The sequence below is a fragment of the Streptomyces sp. bgisy100 genome (assembly GCF_057709105.1).
The window spans coordinates 51,389-67,749 of the sequence record NZ_JBYITE010000029.1 but is presented as its reverse complement, the minus strand read 5'-3'; the positions used below and the strand labels follow the sequence as shown (position 1 = coordinate 67,749).

18 protein-coding genes are annotated in these 16,361 nt (G+C 71.2%); 3 read left to right on the top strand and 15 right to left on the bottom strand.

Features of this window, described 5'->3' with window-relative positions; translation table 11 throughout:
- Nucleotides 1-20: 20 nt before the first annotated feature.
- From AC3EQ1_RS19925 to AC3EQ1_RS19855, 15 genes are all read right to left on the bottom strand, one after another.
- Nucleotides 21-524 (bottom strand): hypothetical protein, encoded by a 504-nt coding sequence (locus AC3EQ1_RS19925; RefSeq protein ID WP_432095683.1) that lies wholly within the window; start codon nt 522-524, stop codon nt 21-23.
- Between the two features lie 87 nt (nt 525-611).
- The gene (locus tag AC3EQ1_RS19920) at nt 612-854 is read right to left on the bottom strand and encodes a hypothetical protein (RefSeq protein WP_432095682.1); all 243 of its coding nucleotides are present in this window, start codon (nt 852-854) and stop codon (nt 612-614) included.
- Nucleotides 851-1,042, bottom strand: a complete 192-nt coding sequence (locus AC3EQ1_RS19915; RefSeq protein WP_432095681.1) for a hypothetical protein — start codon at nt 1,040-1,042, stop codon at nt 851-853. The genes AC3EQ1_RS19920 and AC3EQ1_RS19915 overlap by 4 nt, the downstream gene beginning before the upstream one ends.
- 80 nt (nt 1,043-1,122) lie before the next feature.
- Nucleotides 1,123-3,228, bottom strand: coding sequence for a chromosome segregation protein ParM (locus AC3EQ1_RS19910; RefSeq protein ID WP_432095680.1), 2,106 nt, complete (start codon nt 3,226-3,228; stop codon nt 1,123-1,125).
- Nucleotides 3,229-3,312: 84 nt separating this feature from the next.
- On the bottom strand, nt 3,313-3,729 hold the full coding sequence (locus tag AC3EQ1_RS19905) for a conjugal transfer protein TraB (RefSeq protein WP_432095679.1): 417 nt from the start codon (nt 3,727-3,729) through the stop codon (nt 3,313-3,315).
- Nucleotides 3,730-3,745: 16 nt separating this feature from the next.
- Nucleotides 3,746-5,833 (bottom strand): ATP/GTP-binding protein, encoded by a 2,088-nt coding sequence (locus tag AC3EQ1_RS19900; RefSeq protein WP_432095678.1) that lies wholly within the window; start codon nt 5,831-5,833, stop codon nt 3,746-3,748.
- Between the two features lie 374 nt (nt 5,834-6,207).
- Nucleotides 6,208-6,444, bottom strand: coding sequence for a hypothetical protein (locus tag AC3EQ1_RS19895; RefSeq protein WP_432095677.1), 237 nt, complete (start codon nt 6,442-6,444; stop codon nt 6,208-6,210).
- Nucleotides 6,441-6,932, bottom strand: coding sequence for a hypothetical protein (locus AC3EQ1_RS19890; RefSeq protein ID WP_432095676.1), 492 nt, complete (start codon nt 6,930-6,932; stop codon nt 6,441-6,443). The genes AC3EQ1_RS19895 and AC3EQ1_RS19890 overlap by 4 nt, the downstream gene beginning before the upstream one ends.
- A gap of 123 nt (nt 6,933-7,055) precedes the next feature.
- The gene (locus AC3EQ1_RS19885) at nt 7,056-9,227 is read right to left on the bottom strand and encodes a hypothetical protein (RefSeq protein WP_432095675.1); all 2,172 of its coding nucleotides are present in this window, start codon (nt 9,225-9,227) and stop codon (nt 7,056-7,058) included.
- 59 nt (nt 9,228-9,286) lie between these two features.
- On the bottom strand, nt 9,287-9,652 hold the full coding sequence (locus AC3EQ1_RS19880; protein WP_432095674.1) for a hypothetical protein: 366 nt from the start codon (nt 9,650-9,652) through the stop codon (nt 9,287-9,289).
- Nucleotides 9,653-9,765: 113 nt separating this feature from the next.
- A complete protein-coding gene (locus AC3EQ1_RS19875) occupies nt 9,766-10,152 on the bottom strand; it encodes a hypothetical protein (RefSeq protein WP_432095673.1) in 387 nt (128 codons plus the stop codon).
- A 228-nt stretch (nt 10,153-10,380) separates the two neighbouring features.
- A complete protein-coding gene (locus AC3EQ1_RS19870; RefSeq protein WP_432095672.1) occupies nt 10,381-10,773 on the bottom strand; it encodes a hypothetical protein in 393 nt (130 codons plus the stop codon).
- A 317-nt stretch (nt 10,774-11,090) separates the two neighbouring features.
- Nucleotides 11,091-11,537, bottom strand: a complete 447-nt coding sequence (locus AC3EQ1_RS19865) for a hypothetical protein (protein WP_432095671.1) — start codon at nt 11,535-11,537, stop codon at nt 11,091-11,093.
- Nucleotides 11,534-12,073: a WhiB family transcriptional regulator gene (locus AC3EQ1_RS19860; RefSeq protein WP_488187159.1), complete on the bottom strand. Its 540-nt coding sequence runs from the start codon at nt 12,071-12,073 to the stop codon at nt 11,534-11,536. Before AC3EQ1_RS19860 ends, AC3EQ1_RS19865 begins: the two co-directional genes overlap by 4 nt.
- Nucleotides 12,074-12,252: 179 nt before the next feature.
- Complete coding sequence (locus AC3EQ1_RS19855) at nt 12,253-12,861, bottom strand: hypothetical protein (protein ID WP_432095669.1); 609 nt, start codon at nt 12,859-12,861, stop codon at nt 12,253-12,255.
- Nucleotides 12,862-13,247: 386 nt separating this feature from the next.
- On the opposite strand from AC3EQ1_RS19855, the gene AC3EQ1_RS19850 reads away from it, so the two are divergent.
- From AC3EQ1_RS19850 to AC3EQ1_RS19840, 3 genes are read left to right on the top strand one after another with little or no spacing between them, the layout of a single operon-like run.
- Nucleotides 13,248-14,162, top strand: coding sequence for a sigma-70 family RNA polymerase sigma factor (locus AC3EQ1_RS19850; RefSeq protein ID WP_432095668.1), 915 nt, complete (start codon nt 13,248-13,250; stop codon nt 14,160-14,162).
- 1 nt (nt 14,163) lies between these two features.
- Nucleotides 14,164-15,507: a UTRA domain-containing protein gene (locus AC3EQ1_RS19845; RefSeq protein ID WP_432095667.1), complete on the top strand. Its 1,344-nt coding sequence runs from the start codon at nt 14,164-14,166 to the stop codon at nt 15,505-15,507.
- A gap of 14 nt (nt 15,508-15,521) precedes the next feature.
- On the top strand, nt 15,522-16,055 hold the full coding sequence (locus tag AC3EQ1_RS19840) for a P-loop nucleotide/nucleoside kinase family protein (protein ID WP_432095666.1): 534 nt from the start codon (nt 15,522-15,524) through the stop codon (nt 16,053-16,055).
- Nucleotides 16,056-16,361: the final 306 nt, after the last annotated feature.

The window sequence follows — 16,361 nt, the reverse complement described above, 5'->3', positions numbered from 1 at the left end:
GGCGTCTCTGGGTGTCCGGCTCAGTTGCGGATGTCGTTGCGGGTGCGGGCGAAGAACATGCCGCGGGTGCTGCTGTGGTTGTTGATCTCGGTCTTCTGTATGACCGTGCCCTCGTAGATGTTCTTGGTGACGGCGGAGCGGGCGCGGCTGATCGCGCCGCCGATCGCGCTGGCGGCCATGGCGAGGCCGGCGAACGGCAGGGTGACCATCAGGACGCTGTTCAGCGTGACCGAGGCGAGGCCCTGCAGAACCAGCCAGGCCCCGCAGCCGATCCCGGTGACCCCGGCGCCGACGCCGATGGAGGCCACCGCGATCCCGGCCGCCAAGGCGGGCACGATCCGGCGGTCGTCCTGATGGACGGGCGGGGTGTCGCCGTAGGCGGGCACGGGGGAGTCGTCGCGGAACGAGGTGGGGAAGTGGCGGACCCGCTGCTCGGGCCGGAACTCGGTCTCCAGGATCCGCTTTGCTTCGGCGGTGGCCTCGGAGTCGGACATCGGGCGGCCGGGGGTGGGGTGGAAGTCCATCGCGTGGTTCTCCGTTCGGGTACGGCCGCGCCCTCCCTGCCGTGGCGGCGGGGAGGGCGCGCAGGACGGCGGCTGGGGCGGGGCGGGTTACTGCCGGCGGGCGGCGGCCTTGAGTTCGGTGAGCGTCGCGTACTGCCGCAAGCGCAGGGCGGCCGGCGGTCCGGTCTCCGGCTCGAGCTGCTCCTGGACGCCGTTGTTGCGTCCGGCGAGCAGTAGCTCGTTCACCAGGCGGCGGGCCTCGGGGACGGCGGCGAGGACGGTGGCGGCTTCGTCGATGACGACCAGGGGGTGGTCCATGGCGGGCACCGATCGGTTCGTGGGGAGGATCATCCGAGGGTGCTAATCCATTCGGCGACGTTGCTGATTCCGCTGGTGATGGTGGGCGCGGCGCCGGTGGAGGCGAGGAAGAAGCCGAACGCGGCGCAGGCCAGGGCGGGTCCGAGGCGTACGGAGCCGCCGCGGATGAGGACGAAGACGATGATGGCGAGCAGGACGACGGCGGAGATCGAGACGGCCACGGGCGGTGTCCTTTGCAGGTGTGGGCAGGGCCTGGCCGGTGTGGCCGGGCCCTGCGGGTGGGGTTGGGTGCGGGGGTGGGTCAGACGCCGGAGAGGTTCTTGATGGCTTCCAGCGCCTGGCGGGGGGAGGTGACCGTGTCGCGGCGGGCGGCGGATGTGCTGCCGCGGCGGTTGCCGCCGCCCTTCTTCGGGGTGTCGTCGCTGCGGTCCTCGTCGTCGCCCGGCTCGGGGCCGAACTCACCGGGCCGGGGCGGCTCGGTCCAGTCGAACCACAGGTCCCGCGCCTCGAGCTCACGGATCTCGTAGTCGGTCAGGGTGGCGATGGTGTCGGGGAAGTAGCCGTCGATACCTGCCTTGAAGTCCATGAACAGCGTGCGCAGGACCTCGGGCTGCTTGCCTTCGACGATCCATCCGGCGCCGCCGGTGTTGGAGTCGGCGGGCGGCTCGGGCTCGCCGCGCATCACCCGCTCGATCCGGCCCGCCTCCTCGGGGGAGAAGGACCGGGGGAGCGGGTCGGGGATGTGCTCGGACGGGATGCCGAGGGCCTTGAACATGTCGCCGACCTTCTTCGGCGCGACCTTCAGCACGACGGGGATGCAGTTGTCGCGGAGGTTCTCGCACAGCAGCTGCGTGAACCCGTCCTGCACGTAGATGGACTGGCCGGCCACCTTCAGACCGACCCCGTACTTACGGCCCTTGACCGATACCAGCTCCGCGAGGTCCATGATCTCCGCGCCGTAGTCGCCGTGGCGGGCGGCGGAGAGGAACTCATCGAGGTACGCGGACAGCATCCGGTACGGGCAGCCCGGCCGGGTCGGGTCCCACTCGTGGACCTGGCCGTCCTCCCACGGCATCTCGCCCCGGATCTCCATGAGCGCGACCATGGCCCGCAGGAGCCGGATCATGTAGAGCGCGCCGACGCCGTAGCGGGCGGTGTGCTTGCCCAGGGCGGCCGTCTTCTCGTCCGGCGCTTCCGTGGCCAGCATGACCACGGCCCCCCACAAGGCATCGGCTGCAACGTGCAGGCCCATCAGCTGGGTCTTGCCGCCACCGGAGGGGGCGACGAAGATCCCGTGCGCGGCTCCCCGGTCGGTGTAGACGCGGTTGCGGGCGGGCTGGCCGTTGCCGAGGTAGCCGGTCACCCACCGGCCGTTCCTGTCCGGGGTGAGGAGCTCCCTGGTGGCGGCAAAGACCTGCGCCAGCGGGCTGGAGTCCCACAGGGAGACCAGGATCTGGTTGCCGTCGACGGTGACGAACAGCCGGCCTTCGTCGTACTTGGTCTTCAGCGCGGCCGCCAGGGCGTGCTGGTTGACGCGCGGCTCGCCCGCCTCGTCGGGGACCTGGGCGATGTAGTGGGTGACCTTGCGCTCCTTGTCGCGGACCTCCTGGACGAACTGAGAGCCGGGCACCGGGCCGCTCGCGATCCGGTCGGCCCACCACTCGTGGGCGGTGGGGGCCTTGCGGCGCCGGTCGTTCACGTCGGGGGTGACGTGGACCTCCTTCCAGGCGGGGCCGCCCTCACGCCCGTGCTGCCGGACGACGTCCTGGATGGTCACGTCGGTGACGTCGACGCCGAACGCGGCGGCGATGTCGTCCTCCCTGAGACCGGAGATGGCCCGGCCGGCCTCGGAGGCGCGCAGCAGGAGCGACAGGTCGTTGGGCATGCCGTCGTGCGGGGTGGCCTTGACCACGATCGTGCGGCCGGGCATGCCGCGGTTCTCCCACAGCCAGCGGACCTGCCGGGTGAAGGGGTCGGCGCCGTCGTCCGGCTGTGCCGGGGACGGCTCGGGGGCGGGCTGGAGCTGCGGTGCGGGGGCCGGGGCGGCCAGGGCGGGCCGGTGGCCCTTGCGGGTGTGCCGGGAGAACGGCATCACGAGCAGGCCGGCCGCCGCCCACCCGGCCGCCAGCAGGGCGTCCAGGCAGTAGGGGCCCCAGCCGATGGTGTGCCGGGCGGCGACGTCGATGGCCGCGGCGGCCACGAGCGGGGACCAGCGCAGGATCTTGCGTCCCGCGCCAGGCTCGTCGCTCTTGCAGGCGAGGAACCAGCCGCCGAGGCCGGCGGCGCCCGCCAGCTGCACGACGGTGTTGACGGGGCTGTCGGGGGAGAGGTTCGGGGCCGCGGCGAGGACCGGGGCGGCCAGGGTGCAGAGGGTGCGCTCCAGGGCGACGCTGCGCGGCACGGACACGGGAAGTTCTCCTTCGGGAGATGGCGATGGGCGACCCGCCGTCGGTGGCGGGCCGCCCATCACGGGTTTCGGCGGGCCGGGGTGTCAGCGGTCGAAGAAGCCCGGCTTGGGGGTGCGCTCCCTGCGGCCGGAGCGGATGGTGTCCAGGCCCTCGTACAGCCGCGCGTGTTTGCGCCGCGCGTCGTGGGCAAGGCCGGATACCTCCTGGGCCGTCTCGTGGAGCTTGCGCACTTCGACGGCGGCGCCGCCCAGGGCGACGGCGACCTGGTTGGTCATCTCGATGAACTTCACGTCGAGTTCGGCGTTGGCGATGTCGACGGCCAGGCCTTCCGCGCGCTGGGCGTTCAGGCGCATGCCGCGCAGCAGCCGCTCCAGCTCGTTGCTGGCCAGGTCCATCGCGGTGTCCAGCGTCTTGAGCTTGTGCTGGACGGCCTTGTAGCGGTTGTCGCCGTCGGTGCGGGCGGCAGCTCCGCCGGTGGTGGTGGGTTCGAGGTCGCTCACGGCGGATCCCCTTTTTCTAGTCGTGGTGGGCGGCGGCGGAGGCGTGGGCCAGGCCGGCGTCGTCCATGGCCTGGATGTCCTGGCCGTAGACGTGGCCGACGTAGACGGCGGTGATCCGGGCGCCCTGCGAGGCGATCTCGCACTCGGTGGCGCACCGTTCGGCGAGCTGCTTCATGCGGGTCGCGGCGTCGGCCAGGTCCGTGATCTGGTCGACGACCTCGGTGGCGATGTTGTGGTCGCCGACCAGGTCGGCGGCCATGTCCCGCAGGGCGTCGGCGACCTTGCCGAGCGCGTCGGCCAGCTCCTGGGCTCGGTCCTTGTCGAGATCGGCGGCGAGCGCGATGTTCACGATCTCCATCAGGAACTCGGAGAAGGTGATGTCGGTGCGGTGCTGGGCCGCCATGCCGGCCTGGCCCGACGCGGGCGTTGTGACGTCCGATGCCACGGGGTCCTCCTGTGTGGTGGGGCGGGTGGTGCCGGGACGCTGGGTGTGGGGCTCCGGGGCCCGCGGGAGGCTCGCCCGGCTGGTGACGGTGGCGCCGAAGGGGTCGGCGGGGTCGTCGACGATGACCGCGTCCGGGATGTCCTCCTCAGCCGCGTCCGTCTTCGGGGACCGGGTCGGGCCGCCGGGACGGTCCACCGTGACCTTGAAGTCCTCGGGCCGGAGCCTCGAGGACTCCTCCGGCTCGGGCGGGGCGGTGTCCTCGCCGGCCTTGGTGAAGAAGTCCCTGAGCTTGTCCTTGAAGGAGCGGCTGGCGTCGCTGTCGTCCGTGCCCGGCGGGTCCTTGACGTCGTCGGGCTCGGGGCCGTCTGCCGTCCCGGTGCCGTCCTTCGGGTCCGTGTCACCGGAGCCGTCGGAGGGCTTCTCGCCGGTCTTCTTGCCGTCGTCCGGCACCTTGCCGTCGTCCGGCTCCTTGGTCGCGGAGTCGTCCTTCGGGCCGTCAGCCGCCGGTTCAGGGCCGTCCTTGGGCATCTTCTCGGTGGTGGCCTCGGAGTCCTTGCCGCTGGTGGAGTCCTTGGCCTTGCCGTCGTCCTTCGCGGCCTTGTCCTTCTCCGCCGCGCGGCGCTTGTCCCAGCGGCGCTGCGCTTCCTCCGCCACGGCCGCACCGAGGGTGGTGCGGTCGTCAGCGGACCCGGCGGCCTCCCGCTTCGCCTTCCGCGCGGCCTTCCGCTCGGCTTTCGCCCTGCGGCGTTTCTCCCGCGCCGCCTGCTGGTTGGCGCGGTCCTGGTCGCGGTCCTTGCTGCGGTCGGCGAGGTTGGCGGCCTGGTCGGCGCTGCGCCGCTGGTGCCGGGCGGCCTGGCGGGCGGCGGCGCGCTCCTGGCGGCCGCGGGCCCGTTCGGCCCGGGGGCTGGTGGCCGGCGGGTTCTGCGTCCTGCCGCCGTCGCCCTTCGAGCCGCCCTTGCCGCCACCGGAGCCGCCAGAGCCGTTCCTGCCGGTGCCGGACTTGCCGGAGCCGCCGGAGCCGTTCTTGCCGCCGGAGCCGCCCGAACTTCCCTTGCCGGTACCGGACTTGCCGGAGCCGCCAGAGCCATTCTGGCGGCCTCTGGAGCCCCCGGAGGACTCATTGCCCTTCGAAGGGCCCCCACGGCCGCCAGCGGAGCGATCAGAGCCCTTGCCGGCGCCCTTGGGGGAGTTGCCGCCACCGGAGCCGCGCCCGGTGCCGCCGGACCCGTTCGTTCCCGGGCCCCGGCCGCCGCCGGTGCCCCGGCCCGATCCACCGGAGCTGCCGCCGCCTGAGCGCGAGCCGCCCCCGCCGCCGGCCTTCGAGCGGCCGCCCTTGTCGGCGCCCAGGCCGGAGCTCGAGGACCGCGCCGCGTCGGCCTTGCCGCGCGCCGCCGCCTTGTCGCCCTTCGCTTTCATCATCGCGGCGTGGAGCTTTCCGTTCTGCTCCATCATCGCGGTTTCCTGCGCGGTGCGGGCCTCAATGAGCGCGGCCTTACGCGCAATCTCCGCCTCTCGGAACGGCGCTTCCCCGGCGTGCCGCTCGCGCGCCACCTCCAGCCGGTATTCCAGCCAGTCACCGAGCCTGTCGGCGAGAGAGCGAGGCTGGACGTATTCGCCTTCCTCGTATTCTCCGTCGTCAGGATCGGGCTCGTCGGGCATTCCCGTTTCCCGCAAAGCGCTTTCCGGGGAAATAGGGCCGCGAACAGGCGGGAGTTCCATTGTCGTCTCCGCCGGGGACTCCGGCGGAACGCTGCCGCCAGAGCCGCTGTCGGGCGGTTCGGAATAGAAGAGATTCCCGCCGTCGGGAGCGTCCGGCATTCCGCCGGAATCGCTGCCCCGGGCGGGGAGGCTGATCACGTTGCTGTCGGTGTCGTCGGACACGCGACCCCTCCTCCTAGGCTTGACAGTCGGCACCGGCCTCGCGTACACGCGTGCGCGACACGCGCGGCACGCGGCACGCGCGGCACGCGTTGGGATCGCCGAAGGGCCGCCCCCGGCGATCGGGAGCGGCCCTTCGTGCGGGACGCGGGGAGCTAGCCGCCATGACGGCTGTAGACGTTGTGCAGGGCGAGCGCGACCTCACGGATGAATTCCGTGTTCCCCTCGCGGTAAGCCTGCGTGCCTCGGATATTCGCGAGCCGAAGCCAGTAATAGAAGGTGCCGAGGTCGTTTCCGTGCTGAGCGATCAGCTCCTGCTTGATTTTCCGCTCGTGGTCCGCACGGTTCAATGCCTTCCGCTCTGCTTTAGTGAGCGGGCGACCTGCACTCACGCCGACTCCCTGCGGTCCAGGTTGTAAATCGACGTGGGACCACCATAGCCCGTACTCGGGCTCTGCGCACCCTGCTGCCCCGGGCTTTCCGGCGCGGCCTGAAGCGGCGGGTTGTTCTTACGCGCCTTGATCTGCGCCTTTTCCTTTCGCTGCTTCTTTGCCTCCTTCACCTTTTCGTCGTGGGCGTGGCGCTTGTGGGCGCTCTTTTCCAGTCCCGAACTAATGCTCTTGAGGTCCTTGAGAATGTCGTTCAGGGACTTTTCCACCGGGAAGGAGCGCAGGAAAGCCTGGCCCAGCTTGTCGCCCTCCACCCGGGTCCCGCGGCAGTGCACGCGGGTCTCACGCTGGAGAATCTCCAGCTTGGCGGCCATGTCCAGCACGACCCGGTGGAAGTCCGCGAGGTAGTGCGCGTAGGCGGCGGGGTTCTGCGCGATCTCGCGCAGCGCCGCGTTCGGGTCGTCGAAGAAGGGCTCGTCTTCGGTGCTCACGGTGTCCTCCGTGGGGTCGGATCTGCTGTACTCGGGGGGCTGTTGACTGCTTCCGGCAGTCGCAGCGAGGGCCAGCCCACTTCCGATGGGCTGGCCCTCACTGGTGTGTGCCGGATGGCGGGGTCAGGTCAGGTACTTGTCCGCGTCCTCGGGCCGCAGCAGGCCGGCCTCCTTCAGCAGCCGGATTGCGCGGGGCTGGTTGACGGAGAGCTCGGTACGGACGCGGCTGATGTTGACGAAGCCGTCCGTCTCGCGCGGCAGCTCCTGTACGAGCGGGAGCAGTTCGGCGTCCGTACGAGCGGGCGTGACCGTACCGGTACGCCCGGCGGTGGCCGTTCCGCTTGTACGCGGGCGGGCTTCCCTCGTACTGGTACGCGCGAGCGGAACGCCGTCGGCCGGGGCGGTACGGGCGGTGACCGTACCGGTACGCCTCCCGCCCTCGTACGCGGCGGCGCTGGTGCGGCCGGAGTGTTCCGTACTAGTACGCGCGGCCCCGTCCGAGGTGGCCTGTACGCCGCTGGTACGGCCGCTGTACGCGCTGGTCAGGCCCGCATTTACGCCCGCCGGGGCGGGGTGGTGCGGGGTGCCGTGTACGGGCTCCGTACGAGCGGTGCCGTGGGCCGTACGAGCGGGGGCCGTACCGGCTGACGCGCCGTACGAGTCCGTACCGGACGGGCTTGTACGGGCATGGTGCGTACCGGACGCGCCGTCCGTATGAGCGGCCGTACCGGTACGTCCGTCCGTTCCGGTGGCCGTGTCCGTACCACCGTGTCCGTCCGTACCGGCGTCGTGCATGAGCGAGTGGACGCGCCAGATGACGGCCACGAAGATCAGCACGACGAACGTCGTCAGCCACCACGGAGCCGACGCGCCCTCGGGTACGAGGTGCGCCTGTTCCGACAGGTGGAAGACCACGTTGGCCGACGCCATCAGCGCGAGCGCCGCCCCGATGTCCTTCTTGGCGCGGAAGGCGGTGACGCAGTAGACGTCGATGCTGACCGGCAGCAGCGGGGCGACGTAGCGGTGGATGCCGACCATGCGGGCCAGCTCGTACTCGCCGGAGGCGGCGAGGCCGACGCCGGCGGCGAGCGCGATCCACGGGGCCGTCTTCCACGCCTTGCGGCTGAGGTTCTGGTGCCAGCCGCGCCAGCGGGAGTTGGCCCGCTTGGCCTCCCGGGCCTCATCCAGCAGCCGGCGGGCCCGGGCCTCATCAGCCTGCGCCCGCTCGGTGATGCCCTTGGCCTTGCGCTGCGCCTCCGTCGTGATGCGGTCGGCCTCCGTCTGGGCGGCCTCCCGCAGCTGCGCGGCGACGGTCTTGGCTTCCTCCCGCAGCCGCTCACGCTGCTTGTCGCAAGCCGCCTTGAGCGTGCTGAGTTCGTCGGCGAGGGCCTTGCGCCGAGTGGCGGCCTCTGCGTCGAACTGGTCGGTGAGCTTGCGCAGCTGCTCCCGCAGCTCGGTGCGGGCCTGCTCCGCCTCGGTGTGCGCGGCGGCAACGTGCTGGTCGGCCTCACGGCGCCGGTCGTCGGCGGCCTTGACCGCATCCGCGTACAGCGCCTCCGCCTCGCCGCGCCGACCGTCATACTGGTCGGCCGCCGTCTGGGCGAGCTCGGCGAACCGCTCACGGGCCTGCTCGACCTCCCGCTGCGCCGCGGCCACCAGTTCGTCGGCCTGCTCCTGGGCGCGGGCGAGGATCTGCCCGGCCTCGGTGCGGCGCTGCTCGACCAGGGCGCCGATCTCGGTGAGGTCGGCTTCGGCCAGGCGCCGCAGCTCGGCAACCGCCGTGGCCGTGGCCGAGCGGTCGGTCGCCGCCAGCTCGGTCAGGTCGGCGACCTGCGCGCGGGCCTCCTTCACCAGGGCCTCGGCACGCTCACGGGCCTCTGCCAGGAGCCGGTCGGCCTCACCGCGCGCCGTCTCCAGATCCGTCTGGGCCGCCGCGCGCTGAGCGGTGGCCTCCTGGTCGGCGTCAGCGGTGATACCCGCGGCACGGGCCTGCGCCTCGGTCATCAGCACGGTGACCTGCTCGTGCGTGTCGGCGACGGTGCGCGCGGCCGCGGTCTCGGCTTCCGCCTGGAGGTCTGCGGCCTGCTCGCGCGCGGTGTCGATGACATCGGCGGCCCGGTCCCGGGCGTCCGCGACACGGGCCAGCGCCTCCCAGTCCACCTCCGGCTGCGTCGGCCCGGCCGGGGCCGGGGGAACATCGGGGGTGAGGGAGGCGGTGGGCTGCGGAGCCCGACGGGATGCCGCCGGCTTCTTGCGGGCGGTGGGCCTCTTGTTGCGAGTTCGAGTGGCGGCCACGCCGCCTCCTTCCAGATTGATGCCGCCCCTCGCGAGGCGGCGGTTCACGGGCGGTTCGGTCAGTCGCGCGGGGCGGGCAGCTCCGGCCGCTGGTTGGCGGTCGCGTGCTGCTGGGCCACCCATGCGAAGGCGGCCGCGGTCATGTCGTCGACCGCGCCGTCGGTGTTCAGCGGGGCGGTGTCGATATCGCGCATCGCGTCGACGGGCGGCAGCAGCCGCATGTAGTCCCCGCTGGCGTCGTAGATGAAGCGGCCGGTGGCCACACCGACCAAGTCGTACGTGCCCCCCGGCCAGGTCCGCTGGACCCGGCACACGAAGGTGTGGCCGGCCTGCCCGGTCCAGAACATCTCCGGGTCGCGGTACAGGACGAACTGGCCCCGCTGGAACTTGATCGCGGGGGTGGTCTTCTGGGCGTTGTCGCGCACAGCAACTCCTTGACACGTCAGGGTGGTCCGGACTGTCCGGCTCCCCACCGCCCTGCCCGCGCCGTCTGGTTCGGCGGCCCGGGCAGGGGAGGCAGTCGGCAGGCCGACGCGCATCAGCGCACCCAGCGGCCGTCCTTGATGACCTGGCGGCCGTCCTTGAGGGTCAGGTCGGTGATGAAAGCGGACAGGCTGGTGCCGTCCAGCGCGCGACGGGTGTAGTCGGTCGCCCACACGTCCTCGCCGTCCCGGTGGCCGAGCAGGTAGACCCGGGTCTCGTAGGCGGGCTCCAGGGCGGCGGCCGCGTTCTCGGCCCGGGACTCGCTGGGCAGCACGACCGTGCCGCAGGAGTCGTTGAGACCGATCAGGAACAGGTCATGCAGCTCGAAACCCCGCACGTCGAGGATGCTCAGCACGGGCTCGAGCGAGCCGTGGGTGTAGACGTTTCGCGGGTGGCTCTTGACCCAGCGGCTGCCACCGAACTTGCTCATGTCGAAGGCCATCAGGAACTCCTGTCGAAGCGAGCCCGAGACGTTCCCGGGCTGGAGGCGTGCGAAAGGCCGGCCGCCCGTCGTGCGGGCAGCCGGCCTGGTCGAGCAGCGTGGTGCGGGAACGAATTTGTGCTGCCGTCCCGCGCGGCGGTCAACCTCGTCTCTGCTTCTGCTGAGCGAGGTAGGCGTCCTGGAGCCGGGCGAACGACTCGTACAGACGCCGGTCGCGGAGCAGGCGGATCAGACCGCCGCGCCACCGAGGGGGAGGGGCTGGACGCGCCAGATGACCTCGGCGGCCGGGGGCATCGCGGCGCCCGGGGGGTGGGTGGTCCAGCCGGAGCTGGGCGCGCCCTCGGCCTCGGCGGCGCTCTCCGCGGCGTCGCTGGTTGCGTGGATGCTGTGCAGGCGGCCGTGGTGGAAGAGGGCGTAGACCCGGTCGTGTCCGGCCTGCTTGCGGGTGATGCGGAGCAGGGTGCGCAGGGCCTGGCGGTCCTCGGTGTCGAGGAGTGACTGCGCGCGTAGGACGGCGAGTTCGCCTTCGAGGCGGGCCGTGTCGGCCCTCGCGCGCTCCAGGGCCGCCCGGGCCTCCGCCAGGGCGAGGTCGGCGCGGACCGCGGCGGCGGTCGCGGCCACCTGATCCTCTCGTGCTGGGCGAGATCAGCGCGCAGGGCGCTCAAGGTGCGGGTGCGGACCACGGTGAACACTGAGGTCCCCCTTTCTCGTTGTTGAGGCGGGTGGCGTAGAGGTCTCGTTGCACGAGGTGGTCTTCCGGGGGTGCCGTGGGGGTGGGTGGAGGGCGGGGACGCGGTGGCCGGCCTCCCACGCGCTCGCGGCCGCCAGGGCGGCGGCCGCGAGCAGCAGGCGGGTGGTCGGGTGGGTGGTGCCCCAGCGGGTGAGGGCCCGTGCCGCGTGGTGCTGGGCGGTACGGGCCCGGTGTATGAGCGTCACCGTCACCGGCGGGCGCAGGCGTTGCAGACGCCGCCGTTCCAGTCCTCGAACCAGCCGCCGCAACTGCTGCATTGCCCGGCCGCACCGTGTGGCGCGGTGTCGGTGTCCTGCGTGGCGGCCGGGGCGGGTGTGGCGCTGGGCGGGCAGTCGCCGCCGGTGCACGACCACCTGCCGCACACCGTGCAGGCGTCGTCCGCCATGGTCGGTCGGTGCAGCAGGAGGACGGGCTGCCGCTCGTACCCCGGCATCATCTGCTGCAGCGTCCGGCGTGCCCCGCGACCGGCGCGACGGGCGCGGGCGTCGCCCTCGGCGGCCATCCGGGCCAACAGCACGTCGAGAGCGCGCGTCGCGGCGGCCGGGCAGGGGCCGGCGTGCCAGCACCCGCACGTCCCGCAGGCGTACTCCGGATTGGCGGCGGTGGTCGGGCGGGGGAGGGTGGCGGTGCTCATGCGGCCGTCCCCCATCCTCCGCGCGCCCGGCGGGCCGCACGGATCTCGTGCACCTGCCCGACCAGTTCGCGGACCGCGGTGTTCTGCGCGGCCTGCGCCCGGTCACCGGCCCGGTGACCGCCGGAGCGGTCCGGGCTCGCCGCCGCGGTCCGCGTCACCAGGACGGTCAGCGCGTCGAGCCGCGCGCCCTCGTCGTCACCGTCGGCCTTGACCGCGGCGGCCAGGCGGTTGGCGTCCAGGACGCGCCGGGCGGCCAGCTCGGGGCCGCTCAGACCGCCGCGGACCATGTCGTCCTCCGTGGCCCGGCCGTCGCCGTCCCGCAGCGCCAGCTCCGCGCACGCCGCCAGCGCCGGGCACCCGGCGCACACACGACGCGCGCTCTCCCGGCGCACCTGCCAGTCGAACGCCGACTCGCGGTCGGCGCGGAAGAACGCGTCCGGGTCGCCGGTCGTGCAGAGCGCGGCGGCGTCGACCGCGCTCTGCAACGCGCCCCGGCGCTGCGCCTGGGCATGGGTGGGTGTCATGCTGACTCGCATGTGGGTCTGCCTCTCTCGAAGGTTGACCTGCGCAGACGAACCCCCGGGGGCCTAAGCCCGGGGGTTCGTCGTGTCGGGGCATCGGGCCCCTTCTGCTGGCTGCTGTACGAGCAGCCACGGCCCCGGCCGCCCCGCATCACGGGGGGCGGCCGGGGCCGTGGTCGTTCGTCCGGAGCGGGTCAGCTCACGCGGCGCTTGGGGTGCAGCGTCTCGAGCGGGACCGGCGGCGCGCCCAGCGGCGCGGCGCCGTCGGGCAGCTGCGCGCGGCGGGTGTCCGTGTCGCGGACGGCGGACTCGGTCGCCGCCCACTGCTCCTTGCGCAGCAGCCACAGGGGCTGGCCGTCGCCGGGCTGGTCGACCGTGGTCGTCTGCTTCTTCGCGGCGATCTGGCTGACGGCCGGGGCGGGCGCGACCTTCGGCTTGCGCCGCACGGTGGTCCGGCGGCGGTGCACGGTCTCCGAGTTGCCGTCCACCAGGCGCTCCGCCCACTTCTTGGCCGTGACGTTGACCGTGACCAAGCGGTTGCTGCCCAGGCGGCAGCGGGCGGCCGGGGCCTTGCCCGCGCGGCCGGTGTCGTGCGGCACGAGCTTGGGCTTCGTGGTCTGGAGGCCGGTGATCGGCACCCACGTCTTGCAGTCGGGGCAGATCAGCGACGCGCAGGCCGGGCGCAGGTCGTACTGGTGGGGCTTGAGGGTGGAGAGGGCCAGCGCCAGGCGGGCGTTGACGGTGCGGGAGCGGGTCCGGCTCCGGCGGGGACGGGCGGTGCGCTCAAGGGTCGAAGCAGACATGTGGACTCCTCACGGACGGAGTGGCAGGGGCGCGGATCGCGATGCTCTCTCTGCCCTCCGGGCCGCACGGCTTGAAGCCGGCGTCCCGTAGGACAGACAGCGCACAGCGCTGCGACGTGCACACAGTCGTCGCGGCCGTCAGGCTCCGGAGGAGTTCGATGTTGCTCTCGCGTCCTCAGCGAGCTGAGGACTACTCCGGCCGCCCCGGAGGGCGGACGACTACTGCGGTGGGCGCTTGACGTGCAGATGTAGCGAGCGCAACCGATCGATTTAGCGCCCTAAACCGCTCGACTACCGAAACCATAGGTCTCACCATGCCGCGCGTCAACCACCTTGAACCCATGCGGTTTAATGGGGTAAACATGACCTCACGAAGGGAGGCACGCATGGAACAGCTCGACGGGGCTCTGCCCTCGCTGAAAGAGCAGCTCGATGCGGCTTTCGATGTCGCCTTGTCTCAGCTGAAGGAACTGTCCGACCCTCTGGAGCGTGCGAAAGTCGCGCACGCCACCGCCAGCCGCCTCCAGGACTACGGCAACGAGTGCCAGGTCGTGCGCAACGAGGCAATGAACGAGACCCTGCGCGTGGGTCAGCTGAACAGCACCCAACTGGCGGCCGAGCTTGGGATCAGCAAAGGAAGAGTCAGCCAGCTCGCGAAAGGCGCTCCACCAGAGCGCCTGTTCCTTGGCTCGGGGAGGGTCACCGTGGCCCTCGCCGAGAAGCTTGAGGATGGCAAGCTGCAGGACGGCCGGGACAAGCCGTTGCAGGGCCCCGTGATCGCCACCGAGGACGTTCAGACCTACGAGCGGCTTCGTGAGCTGGGCGAAGAGGTCGGCCTTGAGATCGGGTTCGAGCGGATTCCTCTTGGCGGCAACGTTCGGCTCAACCGGAACAACTTGGTCGTGATCTGCGGCCCGCGACTCTCGCCCCTGATCGAGCAGATCCTCGAGGGCGACCCTCACCTACAGTTCGGCAAGGACGAGGATGGCTGGCATCTAGTCGACCGGAACACGGGCAAGGTGTACCGCTCTCCCATGGACCATGGCGAGAACGGCGACGTCGCATACTTCGGCCGGCTCCCCCGGCCGGATGGCCAGGGGACCTTCCTCTACATCGCGGGCATCCACGCCCGCGGCTCCGGTGGCGTCGTCCACTGGCTCACCAAGGAGCTGGCCAACGTGCACCGCGAACTGAAGGCCCGACGGTTCTCGACTCTCATCTCCAGCCAGTTCAACCCGGAGACTCTGGAGATCACCGAAAGCGAGCGCATCACGCCGTTCTACCGCCCGGAAGGGGCCTGACGTGCAGGTATCCATGGCATCGACCCAGGGTGTGGGCAATGAGAACGAGGACACCGTCCACGTCAGCCCCACCGGGGTCGTCGTGCTGGACGGCCTGTCCGCTCCGAAGGACCTCCCCATGGGGTGCATCCACGGCACCCCATGGTTCGTACGACAGCTCGGCACCTGCCTGATCAACCTGATTGGCGACGATACGGTGACGCTGCGCAAAGCGCTGCGAACCGCCATTACCGAGGTCAATGACCTACACCGTGACACCTGCTCATTGGACCGGGAAGCCGTCCCTGCATCGACTGTCGCGATTATCCGGGAGCGAGACGACGTCCTCGACTACCTGGTGCTCTCCGACAACGTGCTGGTGCTCGACCTCGGCGACGAAGGCATCCGGACCATCACCGACAAGCGGGTCGAAGAGGTCGCCGGCGAAGAGATGCATGCCGCACTCCGGGGCCCGACAGGCACCCCCGAGCACGCCGCTCGGGTCTCCACACTCGTCACCGTTCAGCGCCGCCTCCGAAACCGGCCTGGTGGCTACTGGGTAGCAGCAACCGACCCGGCCGCCGCCGACGAGGCAATCACCGGCGCTGTCGACATTTCCCGAGTCCGGCAGGCCGCTCTACTGACGGACGGCGCGAGCCGCCTCGTCGACAGTTTCGGCTCGCTGAGCTGGGCACAGCTCCTCGACCTGCTGAGCACCGAGGGGCCAGCCGCCCTTATCGCCCGCACCCGCGAAGCCGAACTCGCCGACCCGGTCGGCGAGCGATGGCCACGGTTCAAACGGTCCGACGACGCGACCGCCGCGTATGTGCGCATCGGCCAGCCCGTGCCGCTCTCCTCCGGAGCCCAGCGCCTGGAGCGCGGAAAGCACACCGGCTCCTCATGGGGCGCGGGGGAGCGCTCCGACGGACACACCGCAACAATCGCTCCCGCCCCACAGGACGTTGCGGCGGCGCTCGGCCTAGAGCCTGGTGACGAGGTCATCCGGCGCACGCGCGCCTACCGCGACCAGCACGGCATCATCGCGCACTCGACTTCCTGGATTCCGGCCGAGTTTGCCCAAACCGTTCCCGCACTGCTCCGCAACGAACGTCTGTTCGGCGGCACGTCCTTGGACGTCATCGCCCGGGAAACGGGCCGGCACGCCGTGGAACGCACGGACGAGACCGCAGCCCGCATCGCTACTGCCGAGGACGCCCAGCTCCTGGAGCTCGATCCCGGCACGACGGAAGCAATCCTGGTCCTCTCTGCTCGATTCCTCGATAGCGAAGGCCAGCCACTGGAGTTCGGCGTGGATCTCGGTGCCCCTGGCCGTACTCGCCTCGAAACCGCGGAGATCACGTGGTAGCGCAGGGACCTCATGTGGTTCTGATGGCGGGAATGCCCGGAGCCGGTAAGACGACGCTGGCGAGAGCGCTCGTAGGCGCTGGGGTCAAGCGGTTGTGCCCAGATGAGGAGATGTTCCGCCGCTACGGCAGGTACGGCGTTGACTTCCCTCGGGGCGAGTTTCGGGTTCGAGAAGCTCCTGTCCTCAAGGACATCGCTGCTGAACTCCGCTCTCTTGTGGAGACGGGCGAAGATGTCGTTGTCGACCACGGCTTCTGGACGCCAGAGGAACGGGCCGAGTGGCAGGCCCTCGTGGTGGAAGCTGGCGGTGTTCCGGTCTTGGTTTACCTGCCGGCCCCGCATGATGTGCGATGGTCGCGGATCCGCGAACGGAATCAGCTCGCTGACACGGACCCCAACTCGATCGAGTTCAGCGAGGAGGACTTGATCCGATTCGCAGGCCGGTTCCATCCGCCTGGCGCTGACGAGCCCCACGTCGTGTACGACGGGCAGCACGACAGCCTGCTGACCGTTCTGGGCCAGCCTGGCGGAATTCTCCAAGATGACTGATGCACTTGCCACAAGGCGGGCCGTTGTCCCCGCGCTTCCCGCAGGGGGCTCGCTATATCGGGCGCTTCAGGTTGCGCGAATTCGTCCTGCGGTTGTGTCCGGGAATGGGGCTAGGCTGTACATGATCGAAAAAGGCGAAAGCCCCGTAGGACCGGGCGTGGTCCGCGGGGGCTCTCGAACAGGGCAAGCCCTGTTCGGGCGACACCTAATGGGAGGTGATCGCGGGATGAAGGCTACCCGCCAGCGCGCAGCTACACGCGCGGCTACGCCGTTCCTCCATCGCGATCACGCCATCCGGGCTGTGTG

Bases quoted from the DNA above. Each gene is read 5' to 3' on its own strand.
- AC3EQ1_RS19920 (WP_432095682.1), bottom strand. From the start codon at position 854: ATGATCCTCCCCACGAACCGATCGGTGCCCGCCATGGACCACCCCCTG.
- AC3EQ1_RS19855 (WP_432095669.1), bottom strand. From the start codon at position 12,861: ATGTCTGCTTCGACCCTTGAGCGCACCGCCCGTCCCCGCCGGAGCCGG.
- AC3EQ1_RS19900 (WP_432095678.1), bottom strand. From the start codon at position 5,833: ATGCCCGACGAGCCCGATCCTGACGACGGAGAATACGAGGAAGGCGAA.
- AC3EQ1_RS19875 (WP_432095673.1), bottom strand. From the start codon at position 10,152: ATGGCCTTCGACATGAGCAAGTTCGGTGGCAGCCGCTGGGTCAAGAGC.
- AC3EQ1_RS19860 (WP_488187159.1), bottom strand. From the start codon at position 12,073: ATGCGAGTCAGCATGACACCCACCCATGCCCAGGCGCAGCGCCGGGGC.
- AC3EQ1_RS19865 (WP_432095671.1), bottom strand. From the start codon at position 11,537: ATGAGCACCGCCACCCTCCCCCGCCCGACCACCGCCGCCAATCCGGAG.
- AC3EQ1_RS19850 (WP_432095668.1), top strand. From the start codon at position 13,248: ATGGAACAGCTCGACGGGGCTCTGCCCTCGCTGAAAGAGCAGCTCGAT.
- AC3EQ1_RS19925 (WP_432095683.1), bottom strand. From the start codon at position 524: ATGGACTTCCACCCCACCCCCGGCCGCCCGATGTCCGACTCCGAGGCC.